Below are 15,548 nucleotides of genomic sequence, written 5' to 3' on the forward strand. Positions count from 1 at the left end.
GCCCCGACACCCCCGCCCCGGGCCTGGTGGCCGCGCGGGGCGGCCCCCCCCCCCCCCCCCGCCCGCCCCCCCCCCCCCCCCCGGGGGGGGCGGCGCGGCCGTCGTGCTGTCGGGCGGGAGGCGCGGCGTCCTCACGACCCGTCGAGGAAGGCCAGAACCGCGCTGTCCAGCTCCTTCGCCCGCACGAACGGGATGCCGTGGTGCGTGAGACCGGGCAGCACCGCCGTTGCCACCGTGCGGAGTCGGCTCCGTGCCGCGGCCTCCACCCGCCGGCTGTCGTGCGCCCGACTGTCCGCCGCGAGCAGGACCAGCGTCGGCACGGCCGACTCCCGTAGCAGCCGGCCCGCCGGACGCCGGCCCACCACCACCTTGGCCCGCGGGAGTTCGGCGCCGAGCCCGTACAACTCCAGCCACCGCGGGTCGAGTTCGGCGCCCCCGGTCTCCCAGGCGATGAACCCGCGGGCCCGCCGCGCGGTGGGCCGCAGCAGCAACGGCAGGGCGCGCAGCAGATAGCCCGCCCGGAACCCGGCGAAGCACCCGGTGGGGTCGAGCAGCGCGAGCCGACGCACCCGGCGCGGGGTGCGCAGCGCGTAGGTGAGGGCGATCCAGCCGCCGTAGGAGTGGCCGCAGAGGTCGGTCCGCTCCAGGCCGAGGGCGTCGAGCACGCCGTCCAGCCACTCGTACAGGTCCTCGGCCGAGCGGATCGCCCGCCCGCCGGGCCGACTGCGCCCCGGTTCGCCGATCCGGTCGACGGCGAACACCCGCCGGGTCCGGCTCAGTTCGGCCGCGTTGGCGGACCACACCGCGGCGGTGGCGCCGCCGCCGTGCAGCAGCACCAGCGGTTCGCCGCCCTCGGGGCCGCAGGCGAGGACGCGGGTGGTGCCGAACGCCGAGGGCAGGTCCAGCCGGTCGACGGGCACCGGCCAGGCGTCGACGGCGGCGTCGTAGGCCGCGAGGAATCGGGTCAGGTCGTCGGTCATGGAACGCCCCCAGCACAGTAGGTTCCCCAGCGAGTATCTCGTTCGGCGAGATACTATGCACCTCCAACCCGCCCCCGGAAGCCCGCCACGCATGGGAGACCGCCCGATGGACGAGACCGAGCCCGGCCTGCGGCTGGTGCACCAACTGCGCGCGCTGACCGTGGAACTCCACCTGCTCGGAGGCGAGTTCGCCCGGCACAACGGGCTGCACCCGACCGACCTGCGAGCTCTGATCTGCCTGCTGGACGCCGCCAGGTCCGGCGTCCCCGCCACACCCGGCAGTCTCGGGGCGGAGCTCGGCCTCAACTCCGCCGGCACGACCGCGCTGCTCGACCGGCTGGAGCGGCTCGGGCACGTCCGCCGGGTGCGCGACACCCGCGACCGGCGGCGGGTGCTGCTGGAGGTCGACGACCGGGCGGTGGCCCTCGGCCAGTCGTTCTTCGGCCCGCTGATCTCGGAGGTGGTGGCAGCGAGCCGGACCTTCGACCGGGAGGAGCTGGCGACCGTCCGGCGCTTCCTCGACCAGGTGGCGGAGATCGTCGCCGTCCGGCGCGCGGCCCCGCCGGAGGGATCGGCGCCCGCCCCGCCCGGACGGGACGGCGACCGCTAGCCCGGCAACCGGCGGGGCGGCCACCGGTGGAGCGGGGACGGGCAGGGGCGGCCGTGCCGCCGCGGTGCGTCAGGCGGCCGGGCCGCGCTCCAGCCGGACCAGCGTGTCGATCGCCTCCGCCGGCTCGCCCTCGGCCGTGACGACCGGCCGTCGGACGTGCTCGGCGCGGACCGTCCGCAGCCCGCGGCCGTCCAGGTCGGCCAGGACGTCCTGCGGGCTGTAGAGCACCCGGGCGTCCTGCGGGCCGCCGACACCGCGGGTCAGGTTCTCGGTGGCGTGGCCGACCACCAGCAGGGTCGCGCCGGGGGCGAGGGCGCTCGCCGCGTGGTCGAGCACGATCCGCCGCTGGTCCGCCGGAAGGTGCAGGTAGACCACCATCACGAGGTCGTAGCCGGCCGGCCCGGGCCGGTGGCCGAGGGCGTCCGCGCGGACCCAGGTCAGCCGCTCCGCGACCTCCGGCAGCCCCGCCGCGGCCAGGCGCCGGCCGCGCTCCACCGCGACCTCCGAGTAGTCGACCGCCGTGACCCGCCAGCCGCGCGCGGCGAGCCAGATGCTGTTGCGGCCCTCGCCGGCCGCCAGGTCGAGCGCCCGGCCGGCCGGCAGCCCGGAGGCCTCCCGCACCACCCACCGGTTGGGGTCGGTGCCCCAGACGAGTTCGGTGGCTCCGTACCGCGCGTCCCAGTCGTGACTGTCCATCGGGTCCTCCTCGTCGGGTCGGGTCGGGTCGGGTCGGGTCGGGTCGGGTCGGGCGGCTCCGGTCGGCCAGCGCCGGGACCAACCGACTCCGGGCACCGGGCCCCGAGCCGCAGCCCCGGACGGGCCCCCGCGGCCCCTCAGGCAGGGTAGTCCGGGACGGCACTCCGGCGCGGCACCTCCCCCGCCCCGCCGACGAGCTCGGGCCCGCACCCGGAGGCACCCACACACCCGAGCCGACCGTCACCCGTACGCCCCGGCGTCGGCTGCCGCCCCACCGGCCGTCCGGCCGGGAGAATCCGGAGCAGAGCCCCGATCCCACCGGCGCGCCGGCGCCCGCGCCCGGAAGGCAGCACCCGATGCGACCCCACCCCCGCCGCCGCCCAGGCCCGCCCACCGACGCACCGGTCGCGGCCGTCGGACGCACCGGCGGGCGAGCACGGGCCGCACGGGCGGCCGTGGTCGTCCTCGCCGTCCTGACCGTCCTGGCGACCTCCGGCGGGCTCGGGCCGGCGGCCGCCTCCGACCGGAAGGCCGCGCCACGGGACTCGACCCGCGCGGCCCCACCCTTCGACACCGCGCCCGCGCTCGCCGCCCTGGGCCGGCTGCTGCCCGCGCACGCGGCCCAGTTCAGCCTCACGCCCGTCCCGAAGGACACCGGCGCCGACTCCTATTCGGTGTCCGGCACGGCGGGATCGATCGCCGTCCGCGGCACCTCCCCCGCCGCCCTCCTCACCGGCGTCGGCTGGTACCTCGCGGAGGTGGCCGGCGTCGACATCGGCCTGCCCGGTGACTCCACGGCCGCACTGCCCGCCGTGCTGCCCGCGGTGCCCTCGCCGGTCACCCGCGCCGCCGTCGTCCCGCACCGCTACGCGCTCAACGACACGGACGCCGGATACTCCGGCGCGTACCGGGACTTCGCCGCCCACCAGCGCGAGATCGACGTGCTGGCGCTGCACGGCGTCAACGAGGTCTTCGTGCAGACCGGCGCCGAGTACCCGTACTACCGGGCCCTGCAGGAGTTCGGCTACAGCCCGGCGGAGCTGCGCGACTGGATCCCCGCACCGGCGCACCAGAGTTGGTGGCTGCTGCAGAACATGAGCGGCTTCGGCGGCCCGGTGTCCGAGCAACTCATGCTCGCCAGGGTCGCGTTGGGGCGCCAGATCGCCGACCGGCTGCGCTCGCTGGGCATGACGCCGGTGCTGCCCGGCTACTTCGGCACCGTCCCCGCCGGGTTCGCCGCCCGCAACCGGACGGCCCGGACGGTCCCGCAGGGCGACTGGGTCGGCTTCACCCGGCCGGACTGGCTGGACCCGACCGGGCCCGTCTTCACCCGGCTCGCCGCCTCCTACTACCGGGCCCAGCGCGAGGCGTTCGGCGACAGCACGATGTACAAGATGGACCTGCTGCACGAGGGCGGCACCGCCGGGCCGGTGGACGTCTCCGCCGCCGCGAACGCCGTCCAGCACGCGCTGCTCACCGCCCACCCCGAGGCCACCTGGGCCATCCTCGGCTGGCAGGACAACCCCTCGGGTGCCCTGCTCGCCGGTGTCGACACATCGAGAATGCTGATCCTGGACGGCCTCTCCGACCGCTACGAGGGCCTCGACCGGGACGCCGACTGGCGCGGCACCCCGTACGCCTTCGGCAGCATCGCCAACTTCGGCGGCCACACCACGATCGGCGCCAACGCGGGGGTCTGGGCCGAACGCATCCGACAGTGGCTGGCCCGGCCCGGCAGCGCCCTGCGGGGCATCGCCTACCTCCCGGAGGGCACCGGCACCGATCCGGCTGCCTTCGACCTCCTCACCCGGCTGGCCTGGCAGGGCGCGCCGACCGACCTGGCCGGATGGTCCGCCGGCTACCCGGCCCGGCGCTTCGGCGGCGCCGACCCGCACGCCGCGGCGGCCTGGGACGCCCTGCGCCGGGGGCCGTACGGCATGCCGTCCGACTCCTGGAGCGAGACCCAGGACAGCCTGTTCACCGCGCGCCCGAGCCTGACCGTCACGAGTGCGGCCAGCTGGAGCCCGCCGGCGATCCGCTACGACCCCGCCCTGGTCCGCCGCGCGCTGGACGAACTACTGGCGGTGGCACCGGCGTTGCGGAGCACGGACGCGTACCGCTTCGATCTGGTCAACCTCGCCCGGCAGGCCCTCGCCGACCACGGGCGCGACCTGCTGCCCCGGATCGGGGACGCGTACCGGGACGGTGACCTGTCGTTGTTCCGCCGGCTCACCGCGCAGTGGCGCGACGACCTCGGCCTGCTGGACCGACTGCTCGGCTCGGACCGCAGGTTCATGCTCGGGCCATGGGTGGCCGACGCCCGCGCCCAGGGGGCGACACCGGCCGAGCGGGACCGACTGGAGTACGACGCGCGGTCGATCCTCACCACCTGGGGATCCCGCGGCCCCAGCGACGGCGGCGGGCTGCACGACTACGCCGCCCGGGAGTGGTCCGGTCTGGTCTCGGGCCTCTACGCCGAGCGGTGGGCGCTGTTCTTCGCCTCCCTCGACACCGCGTTGTCGACCGGCCGGGCGCCGGCCCCGATCGACTGGTTCGCCCTGGACGACGGCTGGGCCCGGCGGACCGACCCCCTGCCGACCGCCCCCGCGGTCGACCCGGTGGAGCTGGCACGGGCCGTGGCCACCGCGGCCCGACCCGCCTGACCGGGCGCACTCCCCGACCGGCGGACCGATCCCACCGCCCGACCGGGAAATCGACTGACCGGCCCGGGCCGCGCGCCTACCCTGAGCGAATGGACACCACCGAACGGCTGTTGAACGTCGTGGACGTCGAGGCGACCTGCTGGGACGGCCCGCCACCGCCGGGTGCGGTCAGCGAGATCATCGAGATCGGGCTGACCGTGGTCGACCTCGCCGGCGGTGAGCGGATCGGGCGCCACCGCGTGCTGGTCCGACCGGTGCGGTCCACCGTCAGCGGGTTCTGCACCGAACTGACCGGACTGACCCAGGCCGAGGTCGACACCGGCCTCGGATTCGCCGAGGCCTGCCGGCTGCTGGCCGCCGAGCACCGGGCCGGCGTTCGCCCGTGGGCCAGTTGGGGCGACTACGACCGCCACCAGTTCACCCGCCAGTGCGCGGCCGCCGGGGCGCAGTACCCCTTCGGACGCCTGCACACCAACGCCAAGGCGGCGTTCACCGCGGCTCACGGACTGCGCCGGCGCCCCGGCATGGACCAGGCACTGGAGATCGCCGGGCTGCCGCTGGAGGGCCGCCACCACCGGGGCGAGGACGACGCCTGGAACATCGCCGCACTGGTCCTCGACCTGGCCGCGCGCGGGGCCTGGCCGACGGCGGACCCGGCCCACGGGTAGCCGGGCGGACGGCCCGGCCGGCGGCCCGCCCTGCTGCGGCGCCCTGCTGCGAAGGCCCTGAAGCGGGAGCACCGGCGCCCGCCGGCGGTTTCAGGCGCCGACCGCGCCGTCGATGCCCTCGCGAAGGAAGTCCGCGTGCCCGTTGTGCCGGGCGTACTCGTGCAGCATGTGCAGCATCACCAGGCGCAGCGACACGTCCTCGCCCCAGCGGGCCTGATGGCCCGTCACATCGAGCGACTCGGCGGCGGCCTCGATCCGGCGGGAGTGCTCGACCTCCGCCTCCCAGGCTTCGAAGGCCTCCGCCCGGGTCGACGAACCCGCCTGGTACGCGGCCTGGTAGTCCTGCTCCTCGGACCAGACCAGCGGGACGTCCTCGGCGTTGATCACCCGCCGGAACCAGGCGCGTTCGACCTCGGCCATGTGCCGCACCAGGCCCAGCAGCGAGAGCGTCGAGGGCGGGCTCGACCGTCGGCGCAGCTCCTCGTCGGAGAGGCCCTCGCACTTCATGGCCAGCGTGGCGCGGTGGAAGTCGAGGAAGGCGCGCAGCGTCTCCCGCTCGCCGCCGGTGAGGGGCGGTCCGATTCGTTCGACGGCCACTGCCGATCCCTCCACCCGTGGCGACCCACGGCGCTCCGTGGTGGCCGGCCCACCCGCGCCACGGGCCGGCCGACTTGACGTGGTCAGGCTACCCGGTGCGCCCGCCCGGCGATCAGGCGGCCGTCCGCCCACCCAGGTGGGCGGGCGGGGCCCGCGCCGCGAGTGACCGCGGGAGACCGGGCTCAGGAGGCCGCCCGCAGGTGCCGCCGCGGCTTCGCACCCTTCCGCTCGGTGCCCTCGGCCACCGCCGCGGCCTCCTCCAGGGCGGCCTGGAGCTGGTCGCGGGTCATCGTCGAGCGGTGCGGGATCTCCAATTCCCCTGCTCGCCGGTAGAGTTCGGCCTTCGTCAGCGCGGAGAGATCCTCCGGCACGGCCGCCGGAGCCTTGCCAGCTGCGCTCTTCGCCCCGCCGGCCGGGGCCTTGCCGCCGGCGCTGCTCCGGCCTCCCGCGGCGGCCTTGGAGCGGCTCGCCGCAGCCGGGCGGGTGGGCTCCGCCGACGCGGTGGACCGGGCCGGCGCACCGGACGTGCCGCCCTTGCCCGCCTTCCCGGAGTCCGCGGGTCGACCGGCGCTTTCGAGGCTGCGGCTGAGGATGTCCATCAGGTCGATGACGTTGCTCGGCTTCGGCGCGGCCTCGGGGGCGGCGACGTCCTGCCCCGACTGCTTGGCGGCGATGAGGTCGTGCACCTTCTGCTCGAAGGTGTCGTGGTAGTCGTCCGGGTTCCAGTCGACGGCGAGCATCTCGATCAGCTGCTCGGCCATGCCGAGTTCGCGGTCGCTGACCACGGCGTCGCCGGTCGGCAGGTTGCCGATCTCGCGGTGCGGGTCGCGGACCTCGTCGGCGAAGTGCATGGTGTGGGCGGTGAGGATCCCGTTCTCGGCGCGGACCGCCGTCAGGTACTCCTTGCCGCGCATGGAGAACATCGCGATCCCGGCCCGGTTCGCCTGCTCCAGCGCGCGCTGGAGCAGTGTGTAGACCTTGCCGTACTCCTTGCCCTTGGGGCCCAGGTAGTAGGTCTTGTCGAAGAAGATCGGCTCGACCTGCTCCAGGTCGACGAAGCCGGTGATCTCGATGGTCTTGGACCGGCCCGGGGAGATCTGGTCCAGCTCCTCCGGCTCGACCACCACGTACTCCCCCTCGGCGGTCTCGAAACCCTTCACGATGTCGCCGAAGGCGACCTCCTCGCCGGTGCGCTCGTTGACCCGCAGGTTGCGCACCCGGTCGGAGGTGCCGCGCTGGATCTGCCGGAAGTGCACGGTGTGGTCCTCGGTCGCGGCGTACAGCGACACCGGTACCGACACCAGGCCGAAGCTCAGGATCCCGCTCCAGATCGGTCGGGCCATCACTGGCCTCCTCTCCACACGACCGCCCGGCACGCGGCGAGGCGCGTCACCGTGGTCCTCCATCCATGGGACCACTTTCGGTGCGGGCGGCGCACCTGTCCGTCCGGGCTGGTCCGTCGGTGGCGGCGCCGGCGCCGGGCACCGGGCCCGCACCGGACGGGGCTGGTAGCGGCCGGCACCGGCCGGGCGCCCGCCGACGCCGGGCACCGTCAGTCGCCGCGCAGCCGGACGAACCGGGCGCGCAGCACCCGTCCGGTGTCGATCCGGACCTCGGCGCGCAGCGGGGCGGTCAGCGGGTGCACCGGACCGTGCTCGGGATCGGTCACCGGCTCGCCGAGCCGGCCGGCCGCCGCCTCGGCCACCCGGCGGGCCTGGACCGGGGTGAGCTGCGGGGCGCTCAGGACGCTCCGCCCGTCGTCGAGTGCCAGCAGCAGCGCACGCGGCCGGGTGGCCGTCCCGGTGAGGGCGGTGACGGTGGCGTCCACGGTGTCGTGCGGGCGGTACTTCACCCACACCTGCCCCGCGCCCCTGGCCCGGTAGGTCGAGGCCGCGCTCTTGCAGACCAGGCCCTCCACCCCGGCGTCGGCGAGCCGCTCGACCCAGCCGAGCGCCTCGGCCCGCTCCGTGGTGGCCAGTACCGGCTGGATCGGCGGCGGCACGCCGTCCAGCACCTCGGCGAGCAGCCGGCGCCGCTCGGCCAGCGGCAGCCCGCGGACGTCGCGCCCGCCCGGGAGCGCCAGCACGTCGAAGGCGATCAGCCCGAGGACGATCCGGTCCGCCTCGCGGGCGGCGCGGGTGCGCAGCAGCTCCTCGAACGCGAACCGTCCGTCCCGCCAGGCGACCAGTTCGGCGTCCAGTACGAGCCCGCCGGGCAGCCGGGAGACGGCCTGCGCGACGGGCGGGAAGTCGGCGGAGAGGTCGCGGCCGGAGCGGGACTGCAGGTACGGCGGGCCGTCCCCGCGGGCGAAGGCGAGGCAGCGGAAGCCGTCCAGTTTGAGCTCGTAGAGCACCCCTGAGCCGCCGAGGCCGTCCTCGGGCGGGACGTCGTCGACCGGGGCCGGCCGCATCACGTCGAGGGGCGGCTCCAGCCACCGCGAGGTGTCGCCCGACGTCGTCCGCGTCCGCTCCGGCGCGGCCCGCCCCGACGTGGCCCGCGGTGGAGCGGACGCCCCCGCCGTCTCCCGCCCCGCCCGCACGGTCCGCTCCAACCCTGCGGTCCGCTCCGCCGCGGGCCCGGCCGTCGGGGTCGGCCGCGCCCTGGCGGGCCGCGAGGGCGCGGACGAGGATGCCGACGGGGGCGGCGGCGCGGGCAGCGGGCGGGCTCGGGAGGGCAGCAGCAGGGGCGCCAGCAGATCGCCCTGCGCACGGATCCGGTCGGGGACGTCGGCGATGGTGAACTCCAGGTCCGCGGGCGATCCGGCCGCGTCGAGCTCGTCCCAGCCGATCGGGGTGGACACGGTGGGCCGGGTCCGGGCCCGGACGGTGTAGGGCGCCGCCGTGGTCTTCCTCGCCGCGTTCTGGGACCAGTCGACCAGCACCCGGCCCACCCGACGGGCCTTGGCCATGGTGTGCACCACGAGATCGGGGTGGAGCCGTTCGAGTTCGGCCGCCACGGCCTTGGCGTACGCGGAGACGGCCTCGCCGGGCGTCGGGGTGATCGGCACCAGCAGGTGCAGCCCCTTGGATCCCGAGGTCTTGGCCCAGGTGGTGAGGCCGTCGGCGGCCAGCCGCTCGCGCAGCAGCCGGGCGACCGCGCGGCAGGTCAGGATGTCGGCGCCCTCGCCCGGGTCGAGGTCGAGCACCAGCCGGTCGGCCACCGCCGGTTCGGCGCCGTGCCACTGCGGCACGTGGAACTCGACGCAGCCGAGGTTGGCCGCCCAGACCAGGGTGGCGCCGTCCTCCACCACCACCTGCCGCAGCCCGCCGGCGGTGCTCGGCACGGCCACCGTGCGCACCCAGCCGGGGGTGCCGGCCGGCGGGCTCTTGGCGAAGAACCGCTCGCCCTCGACGCCCTCGGGGCAGCGCAGGAAGGACAGCGGCCGGTCCCGCAGGTGCGGCAGGAACGCCGACTGGACGGTGGCGTAGTAGCCGAGCACCTCGCCCTTCAGCGTCCCGGTCTCCGGGAAGTACACCTTGTCGAGGTGGGACAGGTTGAGCCTGCGCCCCTCCACCACCGCCATCGGCACCGCTGCCGCCTCTCACGCGCGCCGGCCGCCGGCCCGGGGCCGCCCGCCGAGGCGACCGTCCGGCCGGCGGCCCGGTCCACGGGGGGAACCGCCAGCTCGTGGACCGGTGGTCGGCCGAGGGCCGGTCGGCCCGGCGCGGCGGTTGCGGCCGGTCGATGGGTGGACCGGTCACTGGGTGGACCGGTCAGTGGGTGCGGTCCTGGAGGTCGGCCATCGCGACCGCCCAGCGGATGTACTTGTTGCGGCCGAGGTCGCCGACCGTCTTGATCTTCAGCGCGGCGAGCGCCTCGCCGTGGGCGTCGGTGACGCCGGCCAGCGCCGCGACCGGCGCGTCGAGCACCTCCGGCAGGCTCAGGTTCTCGTACTTCTTGTCCAGCACCTTGTCGAGGTCGGCGGTGACGGTCATGAGGGGGCTCCTCGTCGCGTAGGGGTGGTGCCCCCAGGCTCGGGCCGGCCGGGCCCCGCTGCCATCCCCGTCGACCGATCGGGCGACGGGGACGGACTGCCTACCCGCCGGCCGGGCGGCCCCAGCGGACGTTCCAGCGGCCGGCCCGGCCGGTCAACTCCGTGACGGAGAGCGGGGTGACGTCCAGGCGCCAGAACGCCGGCCCGGGTGTGCCCAGGGCGTGCAGCGCGGCGGCGCGGACGACGTCCGGTTCGACCACGGCGTGCACCGGCCCGCGTTCGGCGGGGGCCAGGGCGTCCAGCCAGGCCCCGATCCGGGCGAGGAACTCCAGCAGGCTCTCCCCGCCGTGCGGGGCGGCGGCCGGGTCGGCCAGCCAGCTGGCCACCGCCGGACCCTCCGCGGCCGCCACCTCCTCCAGCGTCCGGCCGGTCCACCGGCCCATCGCGCAGCCGGCGAGGGCGGGCGCCGGCTCGGCCCGCAGGCCGAGGGCCGCGGCCGTGGCGGCGCAGCGCTGCGACGGGGAGGCGTACGCCCGGCCGGCGGTCGCGAACGCGCCGGCCGCCTCCTCGGCCTGCCGAAGGCCCGCGGGCTCCAACGGCCCACCGTCGTCGAAGCGGGCCTGCCGCAGAGCCGTGCTCAACGCGGCTGAGACCAAGGTCACGCGAACGGTCAACGCCTGCTCCATCCTGTCCAACTCCTCGGGCCCGGGGGCGAATCCCCCCGCGTACCGGGCGCTTCGGGGCGGCGCCCCGCCGTCGGTCCGTCAAGAGCGCCGTCCGCACGCCCTTGGCGGACTCGACGCCAGACGGTACCTTCGAGCCCGATACGACGACGGTATGACGGAAGTCCGGTGAGAATCCGGCACGGTCGCGCCACTGTAAGCCCGCAACTCCGGCCCACCTCGGGCCGGTGTCCGCCGGGGAGTCAGACCCGATGCCGTCGTTTCTGCACCATCTAGCGGGACGCGAGTTCCCGAGGAGGTTCCGTCATGGCACAGTCCGCTGCCCCCGCGGCCATCCCCGCCGCCCCTCTCACCCTGCCCGTCAAGGCGATCGCGCCCTGGGCGATCTTCTTCGGCATCCTGATGCTGGCGCTGATCTACTTCGTCGGCGCCGAGCAGGGCGCCACCTCCCTCATCTCCGGCGAGAGCGTGCACGAATGGGTGCACGACGGCCGCCACCTGCTCGGTTTCCCCTGCCACTGAACTCCGGGGGAACCCTCTTCATGAACTCCACAGCTGTCAGAACCCTGCTCGTGCGCGGCATGCTCGCGGGCCTCGCGGCGGGGCTGCTCGCCCTGCTCGTCGCCTACCTGATGGGTGAACCGCACATCGACGCGGCGATCGCGTTCGAGGAGGCGCACGCCCACGAGCACGGCGAGGTCGAACTCGTCAGCCGTGCCATGCAGTCCACCGGCGGTCTCGCCACGGGTGTTCTCGTCTACGGCATCTCGCTGGGCGGTTTCGGCGCGCTCGCGTTCTGCTTCGCGCTCGGCCGGATCGGCCGGATCGGCCCGCGGGCGACCGCCGCCCTGCTCTCCGGGGCGGCGCTGGTCGCGGTCTACGTCGTCCCGTTCCTGAAGTACCCGGCGAACCCGCCGTCGGTCGGCGACCCCGAGACGATCGGCAAGCGGACCACGCTGTACTTCCTGATGATGGCGCTCAGCATCCTGCTGGCCGTCGCCGCCGTGATCGTCGGCCGGCGCCTGGCGCCGCGTCTGGGCAACTGGTACGCCTCCGTGGTGGCGGCGGCCGGCTTCGCCCTGGCCGTCGGCCTCGCGTACGTCTTCCTGCCCGCCGTCAACGAGGTGCCCGAGGACTTCCCCGCCACGCTGCTCTGGCAGTTCCGGCTCTCGGCCCTCGCCATCCAGGTCACCCTGTGGGCGTCCTTCGGTCTGCTCTTCGGCCACCTCGCCGAGCGGGCCCTGAACCCGAAGCCGGTGACCGCCGCCGAGCGGACCGCCGCGCCGGAGGCCACCGCCTCGGCGGCCTGACGTCCGGATCCCACGCGGAAGGGGCCGGTGGAGACGATGCTCGTCGTCTCCACCGGCCCCTTCCGTCGTTACCGCCTCCCCGCCGGGCCGTCGGCGGCACGGCCGTCGGACGGCGCGGGCCGCTCAGGCGAGGGTGAGGAACAGCTTCTCCAGCTCCGCCTCGGACATCGGCGGGGTGTCACCCTCGGCGGTGGCCAGGCACTGGCGCATCCCACTCGCCACGATCTTGAATCCGGCCCGGTCCAGGGCCCTTGAGACGGCCGCGAGTTGGGTGACCACGTCCTTGCAGTCGCGCCCGGCCTCGATCATGGCGATCACACCGTTCAGCTGCCCCTGGGCCCGGCGCAGGCGGTTCAGGACGGCACCGGTGGCTTCCTCGTCGACGGTCACGGACGTCTCCTCCTCGCGATGGTGGATCCATTGTACCCCCTGGGGTATCTGCCGGACCGGGCCGCGGCCCCCGTCACCACGGGCCGGCCCAGCCGGGGCGAGCCGCTCAGTCGTGCGAGAAGCGGATGTCCGGCAGCACCCTGCGCAGCCAGGCCGGCGACCACCAGGCGGCCCGGCCGGTCAGCCGCAGCAGGACCGGCAGCAGCACCAGTCGCACCAGCGCCGCGTCCAGCAGCACCGCCAGGCCGAGGACGATGCCCATCTCCTTGGGCGGCAGCGGACCGGAGAGCGCGAAGGTGAAGAACACCGCGACCATCACGGCGGCCGCGGCGAAGATCACCCGCCCGGAGTGGGCCAGCGCCCCGACGACGGCCAGGCGCGGGTCGCCCGTCCGCTCGTGGTGCTCCTTGGCGGAGGAGAGCAGGAAGACCGTGTAGTCCATCGCGATCGCGAAGATCATGGCGAAGAAGAACACCGGCGCCCAGCCGTCCAGGAAGCCCTGCGGTTCGAATCCGAGCAGTCCGGCGCCGTGGCCGTCCTGGAAGACCAGCCGCGCGGCGCCGAAGGCGGCGGCGGTGGCGAGCAGGTTGGTGACCGTACCGAGCAGGGCGACCAGCGGCGCCTGCAGGGCCAGCAGCAGGAGCACGAACCCCATCGCCAGCACCACGCCGATCACCAGCGGGGTCTTCTCGTCCAGCATGCTCTGCAGATCGAGGTTCTCCACCGCCGCGCCGCCGACGAGTGCCTGCTCCGGCAGTCGCTCGCGCAGGGCGTCGACGGTGGCCGCCAGGCCCGGGTCCGAGGGGTCGACCGCCGGAACGGCCTGCAGCATCGTGAACCCGGAGCCGTCCGCGGCCTGCTGAGCGGGCATCACCGCGGCGATGCCGGCCGAGTCGCGCAGCACGGCGGCGGCCGCCCCGGCCTGCCCGGCGGGCGTCACGATCTGCAGGGTGCCGGGCGCGCCGGGGCCGAAGGCCCGCTGCACGGCGGTGTACCCGGTACGGGCCGCGGAGTCCTCGGGGACGACGGTGATGGAGGGCATCGCCGTCCGCAGCCCGATCACGGGTGCGGCCAGCGCGAGGAGCAGCAGCAGCGCCGGGACGCCGTACCGCAGCGGGTGCGCCCACAGGCGTTCGCCCCACGCGGCGAAGCGGGCCGAGCCCTCGGCCCGGCCGGCGGCCCGGCGGGAGCGGGGCAGCGCGCCGGCGTTCACCCGGTGCCCGAGCCGGCCGAGCACGGCGGGCAGCAGGGTGAGGGTGGCAGCGAGCACGAAGGCGACCGCCAGCATGATGCCGAGCGCCATCGAGCGGAACGCCGGCGCGGGCACCAGCAGGACGGCGGAGAGGCTGACCAGCACGGTGGCCCCCGAGAGGGCGACGGCCTTGCCGGCGGTGTCCATGGTCTCGCCGACCGCGCGGCGGGCGTCGCCGTACCGGGCGAGGGCCAACCGGAAGCGGACCACCAGGAACAACGCGTAGTCGATGCCGAGCGCCAGCGCGAACATCATGGCGAAGTTCATCGCCCAGACCGAGGTCGGGGTGAGGTGGTTGAGCAGGACGAGCGCACCGGCCGAGGCGGCCAGGCCCGCCAGGGTGAGCAGCAGGGGGAGCCCGGCGGCCACCAGCGAGCCGAAGGCGAGGACCAGGATGGCCAGGGTAACCGGCCAGGACAGCATCTCGGACTTCATCATGGCGTCGTGGTTGGCGGCGTTGAAGTCGCTCCACAGCACCGAGGCCCCGGTGGCGCCGACCTGGACTCCGTCACCGGAGAGCGCGGCGAGCGGGCCCTTCAGGTCGTCCGCGGCGCGGACCATGTCGTCGGTGTCCGCCCCGGCTCCGGCCAGCAGGATCGCGGTCCGGCCGTCGGGGCTGACCGTGACGCCCGGTTGCGGCGGGACGACCCGCTCGATCCGCGGGTCGGCCGCCAGCAGGGCTCCGGCGCGCTCGATCACGGACGTCACCGCGGGGTCGGTGATCGGCCGGTCGGCGGCGACCACGACCTGGAGGGCGGAGGAGGCGTTGCCGCCGAAGTGGGCGCCGGCGAGCTCCCGGACCTTGACCGACTCCGAGCCGTTGGCCTGCCAGCCGGCGCCCGCCAGCGAGGAGGTCACCTGCGGCGCGAACGCGCCGAGTCCGGCCACCACGGCGAGCCAGAGCACCACGACGAGTCGCAGCCGCGCGCTCGCCCATCGGCCGAGCCGGCCCAACCGGCCGTAGCGTTCGGGCGGTTCGGGAAGGCCCTGGCCGGGCGGGATGGTCGGCGGGGGCACGCGGGTCTGGTCGGCGGTGGTCATGGAGAGCCTCCTCTTGGATACCCCGGGGGGTACGAATGGAATCGAGCCTAACCGATACCCCCACCGGTATCCCGGGAGGCGTACCTCACCCCCGGGGCGCGGGTCGAACGGACGCGCCGAAAGTACCCTGGGGGGTATAGGCTCACGGTACACCGATACCCACGGGGGTATCGTGGAGCGAACCGGCACCCCGCCGCGGGCACCCCACCCGGCGCCCGGCCCCGACCCGCGGCGGCCCACCCGCCGCCCCACCCACCGCCCCACCCGCAAGGAGCGCACCATGAGCTACGACCGCACCGTCCGCGTGAGCGGCGACTTCGCCGACACCGTCACCCGCGTCCGGGAGGCGCTCGCCGACCAGGGATTCGGCATCCTCACCGAGATCGACGTGGCCGCCACCCTCAAGGCCAAGCTCGACCACAGCATGGAGGACTACCTGATCCTGGGGGCCTGCAACCCGCCGCTGGCCCGCCGCGCGCTGGACGCCGACCGGACCGTCGGGCTCCTGCTGCCCTGCAACGTGGTGGTCCGCCGCGACGGCGACGAGACCCTCGTCCAGGCCCTCGACCCGAACACCATGGTCGCGTTCACCGGACTGCCCGCCCTGGAGCCGGTCGCGGCGGAGGCGACGGCGCGCCTGGACGCCGCCCTCGCGGCCGTCGCCGGCCGGGCCTGACCGGCCGGGGACCGACCCGCGTCGGAGCCGACCCGGGCCGACCCGGAC

At 75.4% G+C, this 15,548-nt stretch carries 15 protein-coding genes, 1 pseudogene and 1 riboswitch; of the genes and pseudogenes, 6 read left to right on the forward strand and 10 right to left on the reverse strand.

Features of this window, described 5'->3' with window-relative positions; translation table 11 throughout:
* Positions 1-131: 131 nt before the first annotated feature.
* A complete protein-coding gene (locus tag ACFTWP_RS18100; RefSeq protein ID WP_380265578.1) occupies positions 132-980 on the reverse strand; it encodes an alpha/beta fold hydrolase in 849 nt (282 codons plus the stop codon).
* A 106-nt stretch (positions 981-1,086) separates the two neighbouring features.
* On the opposite strand from ACFTWP_RS18100, the gene ACFTWP_RS18105 reads away from it, so the two are divergent.
* The gene (locus ACFTWP_RS18105) at positions 1,087-1,590 is read left to right on the forward strand and encodes a MarR family transcriptional regulator (protein WP_380265579.1); all 504 of its coding nucleotides are present in this window, start codon (positions 1,087-1,089) and stop codon (positions 1,588-1,590) included.
* Positions 1,591-1,659: 69 nt separating this feature from the next.
* Here the strand turns inward: ACFTWP_RS18105 and ACFTWP_RS18110 are convergent, their stop codons facing one another.
* On the reverse strand, positions 1,660-2,286 hold the full coding sequence (locus ACFTWP_RS18110; protein ID WP_380265581.1) for a class I SAM-dependent methyltransferase: 627 nt from the start codon (positions 2,284-2,286) through the stop codon (positions 1,660-1,662).
* Positions 2,287-2,642: 356 nt separating this feature from the next.
* Here ACFTWP_RS18110 and ACFTWP_RS18115 point away from each other — a divergent pair, with 356 nt between their 5' ends.
* Both ACFTWP_RS18115 and ACFTWP_RS18120 read left to right on the forward strand, forming a co-directional pair.
* Entirely contained in the window at positions 2,643-4,949 is a 2,307-nt protein-coding gene (locus ACFTWP_RS18115; RefSeq protein ID WP_380265582.1) for an alpha-N-acetylglucosaminidase, read from the forward strand.
* Positions 4,950-5,038: 89 nt separating this feature from the next.
* Positions 5,039-5,617 carry an exonuclease domain-containing protein gene (locus ACFTWP_RS18120; protein ID WP_380265583.1) on the forward strand — a complete coding sequence of 193 codons (579 nt, stop codon included), beginning with the start codon at positions 5,039-5,041 and terminating at the stop codon, positions 5,615-5,617.
* A gap of 90 nt (positions 5,618-5,707) precedes the next feature.
* On the opposite strand, the gene ACFTWP_RS18125 is transcribed toward ACFTWP_RS18120, so the two are convergent.
* The 6 genes and pseudogenes from ACFTWP_RS18125 to ACFTWP_RS18150 form a co-directional block, all read right to left on the reverse strand.
* On the reverse strand, positions 5,708-6,214 hold the full coding sequence (locus ACFTWP_RS18125; RefSeq protein ID WP_380265585.1) for a DinB family protein: 507 nt from the start codon (positions 6,212-6,214) through the stop codon (positions 5,708-5,710).
* 182 nt (positions 6,215-6,396) lie between these two features.
* Positions 6,397-7,557 (reverse strand): Ku protein, encoded by a 1,161-nt coding sequence (locus tag ACFTWP_RS18130; RefSeq protein ID WP_380265587.1) that lies wholly within the window; start codon positions 7,555-7,557, stop codon positions 6,397-6,399.
* A 209-nt stretch (positions 7,558-7,766) separates the two neighbouring features.
* A complete protein-coding gene (locus tag ACFTWP_RS18135; protein ID WP_380265688.1) occupies positions 7,767-8,624 on the reverse strand; it encodes a DNA ligase in 858 nt (285 codons plus the stop codon).
* A gap of 240 nt (positions 8,625-8,864) precedes the next feature.
* Positions 8,865-9,737: pseudogene (gene ligD, locus ACFTWP_RS18140) on the reverse strand (non-homologous end-joining DNA ligase); the annotation flags it as partial.
* A 190-nt stretch (positions 9,738-9,927) separates the two neighbouring features.
* Positions 9,928-10,149, reverse strand: a complete 222-nt coding sequence (locus ACFTWP_RS18145; protein WP_380265588.1) for a hypothetical protein — start codon at positions 10,147-10,149, stop codon at positions 9,928-9,930.
* A gap of 100 nt (positions 10,150-10,249) precedes the next feature.
* Positions 10,250-10,822, reverse strand: a complete 573-nt coding sequence (locus tag ACFTWP_RS18150; RefSeq protein ID WP_380265589.1) for a histidine phosphatase family protein — start codon at positions 10,820-10,822, stop codon at positions 10,250-10,252.
* A 116-nt stretch (positions 10,823-10,938) separates the two neighbouring features.
* Positions 10,939-11,105: riboswitch (cobalamin riboswitch) on the forward strand.
* A 32-nt stretch (positions 11,106-11,137) separates the two neighbouring features.
* On the opposite strand from ACFTWP_RS18150, the gene ACFTWP_RS18155 reads away from it, so the two are divergent.
* Both ACFTWP_RS18155 and ACFTWP_RS18160 read left to right on the forward strand, forming a co-directional pair.
* Positions 11,138-11,353, forward strand: coding sequence for a CbtB domain-containing protein (locus tag ACFTWP_RS18155; protein WP_380265590.1), 216 nt, complete (start codon positions 11,138-11,140; stop codon positions 11,351-11,353).
* Positions 11,354-11,373: 20 nt separating this feature from the next.
* Complete coding sequence (locus ACFTWP_RS18160; protein ID WP_380265591.1) at positions 11,374-12,141, forward strand: CbtA family protein; 768 nt, start codon at positions 11,374-11,376, stop codon at positions 12,139-12,141.
* A gap of 123 nt (positions 12,142-12,264) precedes the next feature.
* Here ACFTWP_RS18160 and ACFTWP_RS18165 read toward each other — a convergent pair whose 3' ends face one another.
* Both ACFTWP_RS18165 and ACFTWP_RS18170 read right to left on the reverse strand, forming a co-directional pair.
* The gene (locus tag ACFTWP_RS18165) at positions 12,265-12,531 is read right to left on the reverse strand and encodes a metal-sensitive transcriptional regulator (RefSeq protein WP_380265592.1); all 267 of its coding nucleotides are present in this window, start codon (positions 12,529-12,531) and stop codon (positions 12,265-12,267) included.
* Positions 12,532-12,637: 106 nt separating this feature from the next.
* The gene (locus ACFTWP_RS18170; RefSeq protein ID WP_380265593.1) at positions 12,638-14,824 is read right to left on the reverse strand and encodes an MMPL family transporter; all 2,187 of its coding nucleotides are present in this window, start codon (positions 14,822-14,824) and stop codon (positions 12,638-12,640) included.
* A 280-nt stretch (positions 14,825-15,104) separates the two neighbouring features.
* On the opposite strand from ACFTWP_RS18170, the gene ACFTWP_RS18175 reads away from it, so the two are divergent.
* The gene (locus ACFTWP_RS18175) at positions 15,105-15,500 is read left to right on the forward strand and encodes a DUF302 domain-containing protein (protein WP_380265595.1); all 396 of its coding nucleotides are present in this window, start codon (positions 15,105-15,107) and stop codon (positions 15,498-15,500) included.
* The last annotated feature ends 48 nt before the right edge of the window (positions 15,501-15,548 follow it).

Source organism: Kitasatospora sp. NPDC057015 (assembly GCF_042673745.1).
Lineage (GTDB): Bacteria > Actinomycetota > Actinomycetes > Streptomycetales > Streptomycetaceae > Kitasatospora.